Below are 14,478 nucleotides of genomic sequence, written 5' to 3' on the forward strand. Positions count from 1 at the left end.
TAGCTTCAATGTTTACTGAGTAACCCATTATTTTGCAGAAGGACGAGTTATTTACACAAAATTATTGACGCTCCCTTATTAATAGTCAGGGTAGAAATGATATCTGCGGAGTTACTAAGATATAATCTTAAATCAACAGTGATAAAGTACTCATTTTTAACGATATGAATTGCCTATCAAATGGATGGTTAATGTACTTTATCATAATTAATCAATCAAGATAATCTTTTGCTTATTATATTCTTTACGAATTTTATCAGGGATTTCTTCTGAAATTAGATAGGTCAGATCATTTACCGGTCCAACAATATGATTACTAATAGTACCAAATTTATCATTAGTAATCATTCCTAAGACCTCAGTAGAAATCCGAACCATTTCACGCTTTATTTCTGATTCTTGCGTAGTTGGTACACTTGTTCCAGTATCCAAATCTAGATTGTAGATTCCCATGATATAAAGATCTGCTCGAATATTTTGTAATTGTTTATGGGTTTGTACACCAATATTTATCATAGATTGTTTGTAAAAAATTCCACCAATATTAATGATTTCAAGGTTTGGGTGTTGTGCTAATTCGATGGCTATTGGCGGACTATTAGTAATGATTGTTGCACGAAAATCTTGTGGAATTTCTTTCGCTAATGCTAAATTTGTTGTACTTCCATCAATAATAATTACAGAATCTTCTTTCAAAAAAGGCAGAGCTTTACGAGCCAAATCTTTTTTTCGATCACTAGCTACAGTTTCTCGATAATTAAAATCAGTAATTGGCGGACCTACTCGTAAAGCCCCACTATGCACTCTTTTTAGGAGACCTTGACTATCTAACTCTTTTAAATCTCGCCGTATCGTATCTTCAGAAACAGCAAAACGTTGACTTAAATCGCTAGCAATTACTTTTTGTTCGATATTTAATAAATCTAAAATCTTTTGGTGACGTTCCTCTTTTAGCATAGTGCATCTCCTTTCGTTTTATCGTATTTATCATGCCATGTATGCGTTTTTATGTCAATTTTGATTTCGATAAAACTATAAACAAGCAAAAACATGCATATAAAATTAAAATATAAGCTTGTTTATATTGACTTATGATTGTTAAGCGATTACAATTGGTTTGTAGATAAGGAGGTAGACTTATGAAAAATGAAATTATTTTATCACCATCAATTATGTGTGGAGATTTGGTCAACTTAGAAAAAAGTATTACAGAATTAACAGAAATTGAGATGGATACATTGCATATTGATGTCATTGATGGATCATTCAGTCCAAGTATGCCATTAGGAATTGAAACAATTAAACGAATGAGAGAAATCACTTCGATGAATTTTGATGTACATATCATGTCAAATGATAATGAATTCTTTATTGGTGAGATGCTGAAAATCGGAGTTGAAGGAATTACTTTCCATCATGAAACAAGTTTGCATGTTGATCGATATATTCAGTTAATCAAAAATGCGGGGACAAAGGTTGGTATTGCATTAAATCCAGCAACTCCGCTAAATGTTTTAGACTATATTTTGCCAGAAATTGATCGAGTATGTTTGATGTTGATTAATCCTGGGTTTGCGACAAACAAAAATGAAAAACAAATTCCTTATGCATTAAAAAAAGTAGCTGATTTACGTCAATTGATTGACCGACAAGGACTAGAAGTGGATATTCAAGTTGATGGACGGGTCTCAATAGCAACGATCCCAGATTTATTAGATGCAGGTGCGACAAATCTAGTATTGGGAAGTACAGGATTGTTTATTGCTGGAAATACGCTAGCAGAAAATCGTCAATTGCTGTTCGAAGCAATAAATAAAGCACAATTAAAATGAGAAGATCGTTTAAAGTGAAAATAGGAGGGAAAATCATTGGAATATAAAATAGTAGAAAAAAAAATTGTAAAAGAAATTGCTGCTACTTTAGATAGTATTGATGTACAAGAAGTAGAACAATTGGTTGTAGAAATTGAAAAAGCTAATCGTGTATTCTTTGTAGGAGTTGGTCGAGTATTACTTTCATTAGAGGGTATCGCTAAACGTTTAGCACACTTAGGTATTCAAACCGTAGTAGTTGGCCAGATTACAGAACCAGCAATTACAGAAAACGACTTGCTAATTGTCGGTTCGGGAAGTGGAGAAAGTTCATTTCCATTAGCTATTGCAAAAAAAGCTAAGAGTTTTAAAGCAAAGGTAGCGCATATTGGATCAAATGCCAACAGTTCAATGAAAGAATACAGTGATTTTTTTATTCGTATCCCCGTACAAACCAAATTAGCTTTACCTGGTGAGATTTCTTCTGTTCAGCCAATGACAAGTTTGTTTGAACAATGCTTACTTTTGCTAGGTGACAGCATTGCTTTAATGATGATAGAAGAAAAATCAATTGATATGCCTAGTTTGTGGCAATATCATGCTAATTTAGAGTAGGTGTAGAAAATGAAAGCGGTACATTTCGGGGCAGGAAACATTGGACGTGGATTTATTGGACAAATCTTACATCAGAATGGTTTTGAATTATGTTTTGTTGATACAAATGCTGATTTAATTCAACAATTAAATCATGATGGTGGTTATTCAATTGAGATTATTGATGAAAATGCTACGACAGATTTTATTAATCAAGTCACAGCACTCAATAGTTTATCTGAAACGGAGAAAGTAATTTCGGCGATTGAAGAAGCAGATATTTTAACAACATCTGTTGGTGCAACTAATTTAGAGAAAATTGCGCCGGTTATTGCAAGAGGATTGAGTAAACGTTTTGAGCAAAAGAATAGTATTAATATTTTAGCAAATGAAAATATAATCAATGCAAGTGATATTTTAAAAAAGGCTGTGTATTCTTTAGTTTCTCCAGAAGAAAAAATTATTTTTGATCAGTTTGCCTATTTTGTAAATACAGCCATTGATCGCCAGTCTTTAGGAAAAATTGTCGATGGGAAATCTATAGCTGTTGTTGAACCTTATTATGAGTGGATAATCAATCGGCGACAATTGGATCCAACGCTATCATTAGAATTAACACATGTAGTTTTGATAGATGAGATGCAACCTTATATTGAACGAAAACTTTATATTGTCAATGCAGCACACGCTGCAGTAGCTTATTTAGGTGCGTTACAAGGATATGAAACTATTCAAGAAGCTATTCAAGATAGAGAAATTTTAATTTTAGTCAATCAATTTCTAGCAGAGAATCTAGAATATTTCGTACAAGAGTATCAGTTTTCACGAAAGGAACTAGAAGATTTTATTGAAAAAACACTAAAGCGTCATGGTAATCAAAAACTTTCAGATGCGATTGTTCGTGTCGGCAGATCGCCAATCAGAAAACTAGGACCTAACGACCGTTTGATTGCACCAGTAACGAAACTAAATGCGAAAAATCTGCCTTATGGAGCAGGTGTCAAAGTCATTGCTGCAGGATACCACTATCGGAATGCTACTGATCCAGAAGCTGAAAAATTAAATATGTTGATTGTAAATGAAGGGTTAGAAACGGCGATTAAACAAATTTCAAAATTAGATGGAGAAGTACTTCAAGAAGTCATTGTTGCGTATGAGTCACAGATATAGGAGGTAAATATGTTAAAAGAACAATTAAAAGGAAATACAATGTTTGTTGATAAAATTGATTCTTGGCAAGAAGCAATCCGTAAAGGTGCGCAGCCTCTTTTAGAAAAAAATCTTATAGAAGAAGCATATATTGAGGCAATGATCCAAAATGTTTTAGACAATGGGAATTATATTATTTTATTGCCACAAGTCGCAATGCCTCATGCACGACCAGAATATGGAAGTAAGGGAATTGGAATCACTTTTTTACATTTAAATGAGGCTGTGCTATTTCCTGGCAAAGAACCAGTAAATGTTTTATTTACACTAGCATCAGATTCACCAGATGGTCATCTAGAGTTAATTGCAAATTTAGGTGAATTATTAAGTGATGAAGAATTATATCAAAAGGTAATCAAGGTTAATTCTGAACAAGCATTGCTGGATTTGATTAAAGAGTAAAGGAGAGAAGGAAATGGATGGAACGAATGTAGAAAAAAAAGTGTCCACACGTGCGAGAGTTCAAGCTTTTGGTGGATTTTTAACAAATATGGTACTGCCTAATATTGGTGCCTTTATTGCTTGGGGAATTGTGACAGCATTATTTATTCCAACCGGTTGGTTTCCTAATAAAGCACTAGGGGAATTAGTATCCCCCACAGTCAGTTATTTATTGCCATTATTGTTAGCCTATACTGGTGGACGCATGATTGGTGGCCAACGTGGTGCAGTTTTAGGTGCACTGGGAACTATTGGATTGATTATCGGTGCAGATATACCGATGTTTATGGGTGCTATGATTATGGGCCCACTAGGCGGTTGGATTATGAAAAAAACAGATAATTTTTTAGATGGAAAAATTCCTGCCGGTTTTGAGATGGTTGTCAACAATTTTTCTATCGGAATTATTGGATTTGTGTTAATGTGCTTGTCGTACCTAGTTGTAGGGCCTACGATCCAATCGGCTAACCAATTTGTAACTAATGCAATTGAAGCACTAGTAGCCACTGGTTTTTTACCATTATTATCTTTAATTAATGAGCCCGCAAAAGTTTTATTCTTAAATAACGTGATTGACCAAGGTGTCTATTACCCACTAGGTATGCAACAAACACTGGAAGCTGGAAAATCAATCTATTTCATGGTAGCATCCAATCCCGGACCAGGGTTAGGTTTATTATTGGCATATTCTTTCTTTGGGAAAAAAGTCGCAAAACGAACAGCACCGGGAGCAATCATCATTCACTTCTTTGGTGGAATCCACGAAATGTATTTTCCTTACGTGTTGATGAAACCGATTACTATTTTATCGATGATTGCAGGTGGTATGGCTGGAACATTGACATTTCAATTACTTGATGTAGGATTAGTTGCTGGGCCAAGTCCAGGTTCAATCTTTTCCTATCTAGCTTTAACACCTCGAGGAAATTTTTTCGGTGTTATTGCTGGTGTAGCAATTGCCACAGTAGTTTCTTTCTTAGTGACGTCTGTAATTTTAAAAGCAGATAAGTCAGAAGATGATGATGAAAGTTTTGAAGAGTCGGTTCAAAAATCAAAATCGATGAAATCAGAAGGAAAAGAGTTATTAAATGGTGAACATTCTAAGATGGAAAACTCAGTTACTGCAGGATTGAGCAAAGTATCCTTCGCTTGTGATGCAGGAATGGGGAGCAGTGCAATGGGAGCGACAACATTTAGAAAAAAATTACAAAAAGCAGGTATTACTGATATCGAAGTAAAAAATTATCGAATCGAAGATGTACCAGAAGACAGTGATATGGTAGTTGTTCACCAAGACTTGGAGGAACGAACGCAGAAGGCACATCCGAAAATGAAGATTGTAACGTTGAAAAATTATTTACAAGATCCAGCAATCGATAAGTTAGTTGATGAAATTGTAAAAGCAAGAAACAAAGCATAAGATTGACACCGGTAAATTTTTTGCCGGTGTTTTTTGTTGGCTGGGCATAATTTATAAGAGCAATGTCTGCTTCTTCGTTGACGGTAGGATCGATTGGACTTATCATGAAAGAAGGACGAAAATAGGAGGCTGACATGAAGAAATTTAAGAAAATGGTTGCGATTGAGCCAACCAAGTTGTTGCCTAAATGGGATGAAAAATTAAAAGATTTGGCAGAAGAAACAATTTTTTATAAAGATATTCCGACAGAGGCCGCAACGATTAGTGAACGAATTGGCGATGCTGATTGTGTGTTGTTGAGCTTTACAAGTTTTATTGATAAAGAAGTGCTAGATGCTTGTCCTAATATTCGTTACATTGGGATCTGTGCTAGTTTGTATGCACCAGAAAATGCCAATGTAGACATTCTTCATGCAGAAAAAAAAGGAATCGTTGTGACCGGGGTTCGTGACTACGGTGATGAAGGGGTAAAAGAATATGCCATCAGTGAGTTGGTTCGTTTGCTACAAGGGCGTGGTCCGGCAATGTGGAAAGCAGAACCAATGGAATTGACCGGCGTTAAAGTTGGAATTGTTGGAATGGGGACAGTGGGCAGTTTATTGGCGCGAACAATGACTTTTTTTGGAATGGATGTAAATTACTATAGTCGGACGCGTAAGCCTGAATTAGAAAAAGAATTGGCGATGGAATATCTCCCATTAAATGACTTACTACAAAAAGTAGACATCATGATTACTTGTCTAAATAAAAATGTTGTTTTGTTAGATGAAACAGCGTTTAAATTTTTTGGTAATGGGAAAATTTTGATGAATGTGTCGATTGCCCCTTCACATGAAGTGGCAGCCTTGAAACACTGGTTGGCTCAACCAGGAAATTTTGCGTTTAGTGATACTGAAGCAGGCTTAGGTAAAGAAGTGATAGGGCTACCCAATGTTTTTGTAGGGAAAACCAATGCTGGTTTGACCTCGATGGCCAAAGTCCGTTTAGCTCAAAAAGTGATCGAGAATATCAAAGTTTTCCAAAAAAACAATTAAATACAATTGATTGGATAATTTTAAAGCTTCAAGTATTACTGCTTGAAGCTTTTTTTGCGTGTATCAACGATATTACCGATAATAAAAATTAAAATTCCTAACCAAATAAAGGCAAAAGCAATGAATTGAGGCAACGCATAGGGTTCATGAAAGAGAAAAATTGCCATAATTAACATGATTGTCGGATTAACGTACTGTAAAAAACCAATCGTGATGTAGGACAATTTTTTAACAGCTATTGCAAATAACAATAATGGAATTGCAGTGACTATTCCAGCTCCGATAAGTAATAGATTAGTATTAAATGAATACTGCATAAATCCAGTTGGAGAAACAAAGAATAAATATCCTAGCGCTAGCGGTGCAATAATCAGGGTTTCCAAGGTAATACTGGTAGCGGCGCTTAGTTGTAACTGTTTTTTGGTCAATCCGTATAAACAAAAACTAGCAGCAATAAAAAGTGAATGAAAAGGAAATACGCCTGTTTGAACGGTCAATAATACGACACCAGTAAAAGCTGAAAGGCTAGCTAATTTGGCTTGTTTTGATAGAGGTTCTTTTAAATAAATCGTACCAGCTAATACATTTAATAAAGGGTTGATGTAATAACCTAAACTAGCTTGTTGAACTTGCCCAATGGAAACTGTGTAAATATAGATTCCCCAGTTAAGAGAAATAAAAATCGCCGCTGCAATGATGGCGAAAATTTTTCGTCTACTTTTTAAAAGTTCTTTGACTTCTTGAATAAAAACAGGCAGTTTTTGTAAACTGGTCAAATAGATAAACATGAAAATCAACGACCAAATAATTCGATAGAATAAGATTTCAATAGGTCCGACATTTCCCAATAATTTCCAATAAAGTGGTAAAAATCCCCAAAATATATATGCGCTAAACCCATAAATCAACCCAGAATCTTTTTTCATTAGAACCTCCGTTAATCACAATATCCATTATTTTAACACAGGAAAATGTGTTAGTCGGTAGAAAAAAGAAAAACCTGTACGTTCACATCCAAAATCTGATTGATAGGTTTACACAATTAAGCAAGTTAGAAAAAAAGATTACTTTTACCAATCTGATAAAAGTAATCTTTTTTATTAACCGATTTTAGTTGTTCCGCTGCCGATATGAGCAACATAAAATTCCGGAGCATAACCAATTATTTTTAAATACTTGTCATATACTGCATTTTTAAATGCAGGGATAGTTTCTTCTTTGACTAAAGCAATGGCGCAGCCGCCAAACCCTGCCCCAGTCATGCGAGCTCCTAGAACACCTTCTTGGGCTTGTGCCGCATCGACTAAAGTGTCTAGTTCAATCCCAGTTACTTCATAATCGTAGCGTAAAGAATGATGTGAAGCATTCAATAATTTCCCGAAAGCAGCCAGATTCCCTTTTTCCAGTTCAGCCTTGGCTAAGAGAGTTCGTTGATTTTCTGTGACAGCATGACGTGCACGACGAATCAATGTATCATCACCAATCAAGTTGCTTTGCGCGTTGAATGTCTCTTCGTCCAGTTCGCCGAGTGAGTGGATAGTTAATTGTTTTTGCAGACGGATTAAGGCTTCTTCACACTCGCTGCGGCGCTCATTGTACTTGGAATCTGCTAATTCACGCCGTTTATTCGTATTCATGATAACAACCGCATAACCCTCAAGTTTTACGGGAACCATTTCGTAAGCTAATGTGTTGGTATCTAGTAAGATTGCGTGATCAACTGCCCCAAAGCCAATAGCAAATTGATCCATGATTCCTGAATTTACTCCGATAAACTCATTTTCAACTTTTTTTCCTGTTTTGACTAACTCAAGTCGCTCCGTTTTTAAGTTAAATAGATCTTCTAAGACAACCCCAACTAATAGCTCCAAAGAAGCGCTGCTCGACAGTCCAGCACCATTTGGGATAGTTCCTTCGACTAATAATTCGAACCCATGATCAATCAAATGTCCAGCCTCTTTTAATTTTAAAACCATTCCTTTGACATAATTTGCCCAGTGATCATTTTTATCATAAGCCAGTTTATCGATACTAAAAGCCAGCACACCGATTTCTTCAAAATTGGTAGAGTAAACGAGAACTTGATCGTCCTCACGTGCTGCTGCAACGCCGTAAGTCCCATAGGTGATAGAAGCAGGGAAGACATGACCACCGTTATAATCAGTATGTTCTCCAATCAAATTGATTCGTCCTGGTGAAAAATACTGTGTTGTTTTTTTGGGTCCAAATATTTGAGCAAATGTAGTATTCAGTTTACGATTGATTTCCATGATTTTTCACTTCTTTCAAGTGTATTTGATAGTTAGTTATTGTTTCAAAGGGTTCATTTGCGGCTAGTTTTATTGAGCCAAAATCTGAAAATTGTTCAGCCCCAGGGGCGATTTGTGTTTCAAAAGTGATTCCGCCATGATCAGCTAAGGGTTTTCCGTGTATCTCTAGAGCTGCCTCACCGAAATTAGCGGTAAAAATGACTATACAAGGTAAATCAGTTGAGACAACAAGCTCGATCGTGTCGTCGGGACTGGTCAATTTAGCAGCAGGTGCGACTAAATTATTTTCAGTTAAAAAGAAGGGATGATCGATTCCGTTTACTAAATTTTTTTGTTCAAAGTCACTAGTAAAGACGTCAGCTAATGTTTTTGTTTTTTGAAAATCAAAGGCTGTACCGCTTGTTTTTACTTTTTTTCCAGTAGGAATACTATCTTGGCGCAATGGGGCAAAAGCAGGACTATCAAGCCAAAGTTTATGTTGCGCGACGGATTGGGTGACGTCACCAGTCAAATTGAAATATACATGATTGGTTGGATTGAACAAAGTAGTACGGTCACTGAGTCCTTTTGTAGTGATTCGCCAAGTATTTTCTTTAGTGAGTGTGTGTCGAACTTCCACACTTAAATTGCCAGGGAAACCGTGTTCATTATCAGGGCTGACAGTAGTAAAAATCACAGAAGCTTCATCGTCGCCGTTTTCAATAGTATAATGCCATTTTTTTGTTTCAAAACCAGGCTGTCCACCATGTAAAGAATGACCAGTTGTGGAATCCGTGGTTACGTGATAAGACTCACCAGCAAGTGTGAAACGTCCATTTTCGATTCGACCAGCTGTTCGGCCAATCGAAGCACCAATAAAGACATCTTTTTCTAAATATTCTTGAGCAGAGTCAAATCCTAAAACTAGATTTTTCTCACGACCGAGACTGACAATCCGTGCACCTAAATCCGTAACAGACAACTGGAAACCGGCTTCATTTTTGATTGTGATTAGCTGGTACCCATTGCCAAAATTTTTTTCTGTAATCTGCATATAAATAACCTCTTTCTTTATGTAATGAATCATCTGTTATATCTTGTTAATTTTAGCGATTTGCATCAAAAGTAACAAGAATAAGCCGGTTTCCAGTTAGGTTTCTTTAAAATTAACAAGAAATCGCTTTCTTTTGAACGTTTTTTTGTGATGATTATTTAACGTTTTGTTGCACGTTTTGATTGAAAGTTAAAGAGTATGAGAATTGCAGATAACAACGCTTAACAATAATTTTGAAAAACGGTATTATCTGGTTCTTTTAGTATACCAATAGATAAGAAAAGTCGCTTAAAAAATTAAAAACTAAGCTAAGGAAAATGAGTTAATCTCATGTATAATTTGAAGTGAGCAATTCAAGGCAGGAGAGTAATCGATGGAGCAGACAATTTTTTTAAAAAAAGAACAGCAGCAATTAACGACCAACCTTCATTTTGACTTTTGCGGTATTTCCAAAACACTGCCCTTTCATTCCTTTGGCCCAGCAATTCGGCAAAATTATATTTTGCATATCGTGATGGAAGGAAAAGGACTGTACCAAGTCAAAAATCAGCACTATCAATTGAAAAAAGGCGATCTATTTTTGATTCGTCCCGGAGATGCGACATTTTATATAGCAGATGGGGAAGACCCGTGGGTGTATTGTTGGCTTTCTTTTGGTGGGTCGGCTGCTGAAGAGATTATCAGTCAGTCTCTTTTTAGAAATGATCAATACACGCTGGTTTCTTCTGATATCCAACAGTATGTGAACACCATTTTGGCTTGCCTATCATTTAAAGAAGAGACTTTAGAAAATGAATTGCATTTAAATGAATTGACCTATCGTTTTTTAGCACTGCTTTTAGCAGATGGGGGGAAGGTCCATCTCGGTGAGCAGAAAATGTATTCGCCACTAGCTGCAGATGCGGTAAAGTATATTGAAACCCACTATGCTGAACAAGTAACGGTTGAAAAAATTGCTCAACAGTTGGCGGTTAATCGTAGTCATTTGTCACGTGTTTTTCGCAATCATTTAGCTATCAGTATCAGAGATTATCTCATGGGTGTACGGATTAATCGCGGAGCATTCTTACTTGCCCAGACAGATCAGTCTGTAGAGATGATTGCTGAACAAGTTGGTTTCAATAGTCTGGTCGTTTTTAGTCGAATGTTTAAGAAATCAACAGGAGAAACTGCGAGTGCCTATCGTAACCGTATGAAAAACGAGAACTTTAAAAATGTCTCACTAAATGAACTGAAAAATCAGCTGGAAAAACAAACGATCGTTACTCGATCAACTTAAAGAGTATCCGATGAAAGATTGGCATTTGTTCGTAACAGCATTAAGGAAAAAACACTGGAATCTATCAAGATTCTAGTGTTTTTTCCTGTTGGATATAAGTGATCAATTCTTTTTGATACTCTTGCCAGTTTGCCTGTCCGGTATTTAAGTAGTTAGCTAATAAATAACCAATATAAGGACCAGTAGTTAAACCGGAAGAACCGAGCCCACTTGCAACGAGCAAGTGATCGTTGAGCTGACCAAAAAATGGAGCGAAATCAGAAGTGTAGGCACGTGTACCGACCCGATAATGAAAAGGTGTAGATAATAATTTTTCTGGATCAGCTAAAAAATTACGAGCATTATCGGTAAGCTGTTTGAAAGCTTCTGGTGTTTCTCTCAAATCCCAAGCCGCATCATTTTCATGAGTAGCTCCTAACAAGATTTTTCCATCCAAAAACGGAATCAGATCAGCTTCACCGTCTAACATGGCAACTGGAAGAGCGCCGCTAGTTTGATAAGCCGTTTGAAAAACTAAAAGTTGTCCTTTTTGGGGGCGGAGATCTACTTGATAACCTAACGGAGCTAATAATCTTTTTAAATGAGGACCGCCAGTTAAAATGATTTGATCAAAAACGGCTTCTTTTTCTCCATAATTAATCGTGGTAGCATCTACTAATTGGACGCGCTGTCCGATAAACTCGATTCCCTTTTGCTCGGCTAGTTGACGTAGCTGAATCAAATAGGCTTTTCCATCTAAGCGTCCGCCGCCGCTAACTTTTAGGGCCGGTAAAGGTTTTAACAACGGCAGCTCTTGTTGAGTCTGTTCTCCAGAAAGTAATTCGATCGTACCGATTTCCGGAGCCTCTTTTTTTCGTTCTTCAGCTAAAGTAAAAAGCTCAGTTAGTTGTTCTTTTGGACGTAACAGCAGAGTGCCAGATTGCTGATAGATTGTTTCATCTAGTTGGAAATCTTGAATTAATTTTGGGAAAAAAGCGGCTCCGTCTTTCGCCAAGCGATACCATTGTTTGTTTCGCCGCTTAGACAGCCAAGGTGAAATAATGCCAGCACTGGCACTAGTCGCCTGCCCAGTGGGTTCATCAAACAACGTTACTTGGTATTTTTTTTGATCTAAATAATTTGCCAACGTCATCCCAATAATCCCGCCGCCAACAATTGCGATTTTTTTCATCGTATTCACTTCTTTCTGTACTGATTTTGCCATAGTAATTAATTTTTTTCAATGAACTATAAATATTTTACTTTACCTGTCGTAGTAATTAGCGTACAATAATTACAACGACAGATGAAGTAATCATAGGAGGGGACAAAATGATTTCAAGCGATGGGATCCGCGGATACAATGACGTGATCATTTTGTCGGTGTTGAAAGATAATGATTCATATGGTTATGCCGTTTCTCAAAAAATACGCGACATAAGTGACGAAATCTATGTGATTAAAGAGACGACACTTTACTCCGCTTTCAATCGATTAGAAAAAAATGGGTATATCCATTCTTATCCTGGAGAGATCACTCATGGAAAAAAGCGAACGTATTACCAAATAACAGCAAAAGGCCTGACTTTTTTAGAAGCGAAACGACAAGAGTGGAAGCAAACTAAAAAAGTTGTGAACCGATTTATGAAAGAAGGGTAAAGATGGATACGATAAAAAATTATGTGGAAACATTATTTCTCGAATTTCCCAATACAAAAGAGGTTCAACGGGCAAAAAAAGAAATTTTAACGATTATGGAAGACCATTATTTGGCACTATTGGATGAAGGAAAAAATGAACATGAAGCAATTGGTAAAGTGATCAGTGAATTTAGTTCAGTAGATGAATTACGTGAAGAATTAGAGTTTACGGCAAAAGAAGAACCGGAGGGAATTCTAGAAGAAGAAATGTATCAATATTTAATAGAGCGAAAAAAAGATGCAAAAGGTCTGAGTCTAGGAATCAGCGGGTGCCTGCTGGCGATTGGGACATTGATTGGGCTAAGTATTCGTGGCGCTGGCATGATAGGAGTATTATTGTTTTTCATTATCATAGCCATCAGTGTTGGAGTGATTATTTATAGTGGTATGCAGTTTTCAAAAAATAATTCACGACTAAATGATCGATATATTCCGAGAGATGTAAATAAAGAAGCTCAAAAATTAAAACAAGGCTATCAAAAAAGTTTTCAAATCAGTTTAGTCTTTGGTATTTGTCTATGTGTATTAAGTGTCTCACCGATTTTCTTTTTTCAGTTGTTTTCGTATGCAGGGTATGGCGTTCCAGTCATGTTTTTCTTTTTAGCGATTGGTCTATTTTTAATTATTTATGGCAGCATCAATTATCACAGTTTTGATAAGTTTATTAAAGAAAAGTATTTTATTGCAGACGAGGATGCCTTGGGACCGAATGCATTGCAGGAAAAATATGGTGACGCTGTTCAAACCAAATATTTATTGGAAAGAATTTATTGGCCGATTATTGTGATGATTTATCTCAGCTGGTCCTTTTTGACTCACTCATGGGGCTATAGTTGGTTAATCTTTATACTAGCCGGCCTGTTGTACCAAATTCTAGAGGCAATCTTTGTAAAAAAATAATCTCAAAGAAGGATCTTACTCCGTTATTTTGGAGTAAGATTTTTTTTTGAGATCCATGCCTAAGTAATGATAGGTTCGTAATTTTTTATTTTCTTTCACAGCTATTACTTGAAAATAAAAAATATGGTCTTGTTTATCACTTGTCATAGATCCGGGGATTCTAAATTTAGTGATGTTTCTTTTTTCCATCAGATAAAGAAGTTCATTTTGTAATGCGAAAAAGGGCACATCCGTTACGATGTAGTCGATGAAATCTTTTGTCAGTTTTTCGATATTTTCAGTCCGATAATCAAATTCGGCGCCGTTGATATTCAAAGTCATGAGAACTCACTCCATTTAATCGTACGTGCCAAATGCACATGGTGGATGGATTCATTAGAAACCGCTTGAATCTCCATGCGGTCATTCATTAAAAAAATAAGTGTGTCATCAAATCCACAAACTACTCCGATAACATCAGCGATTGGCTGACCCTCAGCAGTTAATACCGCTAACTGGATTTCCACTACACTTTTGGTGAGATAGGACCTATGAAGGATATCAGCGATTTCTAGTTCTGACATTTGCGGGTTTCTTTGTTGTCTGAGATTCCGTGCATTTTTTTCGGCGTTCATTTCAGCAGTGTGTTCACTTAAATAAAAGCCTAACCACTTTACCATCCCGCGGTCCTGATAGTCTCGGATCAACGGATCAGGATGATAAGACATGAATGGCTCTCCCATGATTAAAACACCTCCATTGATGTAAAGTTCTTACTTGATGACTAGTTGTTAAGTAAATAAAATGAGAAAAATTCCTTGTTTTTTGA

Annotated in this window: 16 protein-coding genes; 9 read left to right on the forward strand and 7 right to left on the reverse strand. The window is 36.3% G+C overall.

The window, feature by feature from the left end; translation table 11 throughout:
- Positions 1–207 precede the first annotated feature (207 nt).
- Positions 208–957, reverse strand: a complete 750-nt coding sequence (locus P7D84_RS11345; protein WP_311806478.1) for a DeoR/GlpR family DNA-binding transcription regulator — start codon at positions 955–957, stop codon at positions 208–210.
- A 182-nt stretch (positions 958–1,139) separates the two neighbouring features.
- Here P7D84_RS11345 and P7D84_RS11350 point away from each other — a divergent pair, with 182 nt between their 5' ends.
- The 6 genes from P7D84_RS11350 to P7D84_RS11375 all read left to right on the forward strand — a co-directional run bounded on the left by P7D84_RS11350 (position 1,140) and on the right by P7D84_RS11375 (position 6,509).
- The gene (locus P7D84_RS11350; protein WP_311806479.1) at positions 1,140–1,832 is read left to right on the forward strand and encodes a ribulose-phosphate 3-epimerase; all 693 of its coding nucleotides are present in this window, start codon (positions 1,140–1,142) and stop codon (positions 1,830–1,832) included.
- A gap of 36 nt (positions 1,833–1,868) precedes the next feature.
- Complete coding sequence (gene hxlB, locus P7D84_RS11355; protein WP_311806480.1) at positions 1,869–2,426, forward strand: 6-phospho-3-hexuloisomerase; 558 nt, start codon at positions 1,869–1,871, stop codon at positions 2,424–2,426.
- A 9-nt stretch (positions 2,427–2,435) separates the two neighbouring features.
- A complete protein-coding gene (locus P7D84_RS11360; RefSeq protein WP_311806481.1) occupies positions 2,436–3,575 on the forward strand; it encodes a mannitol-1-phosphate 5-dehydrogenase in 1,140 nt (379 codons plus the stop codon).
- Positions 3,576–3,584: 9 nt separating this feature from the next.
- Positions 3,585–4,016, forward strand: coding sequence for a PTS sugar transporter subunit IIA (locus tag P7D84_RS11365; RefSeq protein ID WP_311806482.1), 432 nt, complete (start codon positions 3,585–3,587; stop codon positions 4,014–4,016).
- Positions 4,017–4,029: 13 nt separating this feature from the next.
- On the forward strand, positions 4,030–5,475 hold the full coding sequence (locus tag P7D84_RS11370; protein ID WP_311806483.1) for a PTS mannitol transporter subunit IIBC: 1,446 nt from the start codon (positions 4,030–4,032) through the stop codon (positions 5,473–5,475).
- A 134-nt stretch (positions 5,476–5,609) separates the two neighbouring features.
- Complete coding sequence (locus tag P7D84_RS11375; protein ID WP_311806484.1) at positions 5,610–6,509, forward strand: NAD(P)-dependent oxidoreductase; 900 nt, start codon at positions 5,610–5,612, stop codon at positions 6,507–6,509.
- A gap of 35 nt (positions 6,510–6,544) precedes the next feature.
- Here the strand turns inward: P7D84_RS11375 and rarD are convergent, their stop codons facing one another.
- The 3 genes from rarD to P7D84_RS11390 form a co-directional block, all read right to left on the reverse strand.
- Entirely contained in the window at positions 6,545–7,435 is an 891-nt protein-coding gene (gene rarD, locus P7D84_RS11380; RefSeq protein WP_311806485.1) for an EamA family transporter RarD, read from the reverse strand.
- 174 nt (positions 7,436–7,609) lie between these two features.
- Positions 7,610–8,779 (reverse strand): galactokinase, encoded by a 1,170-nt coding sequence (locus P7D84_RS11385; RefSeq protein WP_311806486.1) that lies wholly within the window; start codon positions 8,777–8,779, stop codon positions 7,610–7,612.
- Positions 8,763–9,812: an aldose epimerase family protein gene (locus P7D84_RS11390; protein WP_311806487.1), complete on the reverse strand. Its 1,050-nt coding sequence runs from the start codon at positions 9,810–9,812 to the stop codon at positions 8,763–8,765. Before P7D84_RS11390 ends, P7D84_RS11385 begins: the two co-directional genes overlap by 17 nt.
- 373 nt (positions 9,813–10,185) lie before the next feature.
- Between P7D84_RS11390 and P7D84_RS11395 the strand changes: the two genes are divergently transcribed.
- Positions 10,186–11,091: an AraC family transcriptional regulator gene (locus tag P7D84_RS11395; RefSeq protein ID WP_311806488.1), complete on the forward strand. Its 906-nt coding sequence runs from the start codon at positions 10,186–10,188 to the stop codon at positions 11,089–11,091.
- A 64-nt stretch (positions 11,092–11,155) separates the two neighbouring features.
- Here the strand turns inward: P7D84_RS11395 and P7D84_RS11400 are convergent, their stop codons facing one another.
- On the reverse strand, positions 11,156–12,262 hold the full coding sequence (locus tag P7D84_RS11400; RefSeq protein ID WP_311806489.1) for an NAD(P)/FAD-dependent oxidoreductase: 1,107 nt from the start codon (positions 12,260–12,262) through the stop codon (positions 11,156–11,158).
- 140 nt (positions 12,263–12,402) lie between these two features.
- Between P7D84_RS11400 and P7D84_RS11405 the strand changes: the two genes are divergently transcribed.
- Both P7D84_RS11405 and P7D84_RS11410 read left to right on the forward strand, forming a co-directional pair.
- Complete coding sequence (locus P7D84_RS11405; RefSeq protein ID WP_311800421.1) at positions 12,403–12,729, forward strand: PadR family transcriptional regulator; 327 nt, start codon at positions 12,403–12,405, stop codon at positions 12,727–12,729.
- Positions 12,730–12,731: 2 nt separating this feature from the next.
- Positions 12,732–13,670: a permease prefix domain 1-containing protein gene (locus P7D84_RS11410; protein WP_311806490.1), complete on the forward strand. Its 939-nt coding sequence runs from the start codon at positions 12,732–12,734 to the stop codon at positions 13,668–13,670.
- Positions 13,671–13,685: 15 nt separating this feature from the next.
- Here P7D84_RS11410 and P7D84_RS11415 read toward each other — a convergent pair whose 3' ends face one another.
- Entirely contained in the window at positions 13,686–13,991 is a 306-nt protein-coding gene (locus tag P7D84_RS11415) for a DUF5960 family protein (protein WP_311801389.1), read from the reverse strand.
- Complete coding sequence (locus tag P7D84_RS11420; protein WP_311806491.1) at positions 13,988–14,392, reverse strand: hypothetical protein; 405 nt, start codon at positions 14,390–14,392, stop codon at positions 13,988–13,990. The genes P7D84_RS11415 and P7D84_RS11420 overlap by 4 nt, the downstream gene beginning before the upstream one ends.
- Positions 14,393–14,478: the final 86 nt, after the last annotated feature.

The organism is Enterococcus dongliensis (assembly GCF_031927985.1).
GTDB classification, from domain to species: Bacteria; Bacillota; Bacilli; order Lactobacillales; family Enterococcaceae; genus Enterococcus_A; species Enterococcus_A dongliensis.

Excerpts from the sequence above, each read along its gene's own strand:
- P7D84_RS11390 (WP_311806487.1), bottom strand. The coding sequence starts at position 9,812 with ATGCAGATTACAGAAAAAAATTTTGGCAATGGGTACCAGCTAATCACA.
- P7D84_RS11375 (WP_311806484.1), top strand. The coding sequence starts at position 5,610 with ATGAAGAAATTTAAGAAAATGGTTGCGATTGAGCCAACCAAGTTGTTG.
- rarD (WP_311806485.1), bottom strand. The coding sequence starts at position 7,435 with ATGAAAAAAGATTCTGGGTTGATTTATGGGTTTAGCGCATATATATTT.
- P7D84_RS11345 (WP_311806478.1), bottom strand. The coding sequence starts at position 957 with ATGCTAAAAGAGGAACGTCACCAAAAGATTTTAGATTTATTAAATATC.
- P7D84_RS11410 (WP_311806490.1), top strand. The coding sequence starts at position 12,732 with ATGGATACGATAAAAAATTATGTGGAAACATTATTTCTCGAATTTCCC.
- P7D84_RS11420 (WP_311806491.1), bottom strand. The coding sequence starts at position 14,392 with ATGGGAGAGCCATTCATGTCTTATCATCCTGATCCGTTGATCCGAGAC.
- P7D84_RS11360 (WP_311806481.1), top strand. The coding sequence starts at position 2,436 with ATGAAAGCGGTACATTTCGGGGCAGGAAACATTGGACGTGGATTTATT.
- P7D84_RS11365 (WP_311806482.1), top strand. The coding sequence starts at position 3,585 with ATGTTAAAAGAACAATTAAAAGGAAATACAATGTTTGTTGATAAAATT.
- P7D84_RS11385 (WP_311806486.1), bottom strand. The coding sequence starts at position 8,779 with ATGGAAATCAATCGTAAACTGAATACTACATTTGCTCAAATATTTGGA.
- P7D84_RS11405 (WP_311800421.1), top strand. The coding sequence starts at position 12,403 with ATGATTTCAAGCGATGGGATCCGCGGATACAATGACGTGATCATTTTG.
- P7D84_RS11350 (WP_311806479.1), top strand. The coding sequence starts at position 1,140 with ATGAAAAATGAAATTATTTTATCACCATCAATTATGTGTGGAGATTTG.
- P7D84_RS11415 (WP_311801389.1), bottom strand. The coding sequence starts at position 13,991 with ATGACTTTGAATATCAACGGCGCCGAATTTGATTATCGGACTGAAAAT.
- P7D84_RS11395 (WP_311806488.1), top strand. The coding sequence starts at position 10,186 with ATGGAGCAGACAATTTTTTTAAAAAAAGAACAGCAGCAATTAACGACC.
- P7D84_RS11400 (WP_311806489.1), bottom strand. The coding sequence starts at position 12,262 with ATGAAAAAAATCGCAATTGTTGGCGGCGGGATTATTGGGATGACGTTG.
- P7D84_RS11370 (WP_311806483.1), top strand. The coding sequence starts at position 4,030 with ATGGATGGAACGAATGTAGAAAAAAAAGTGTCCACACGTGCGAGAGTT.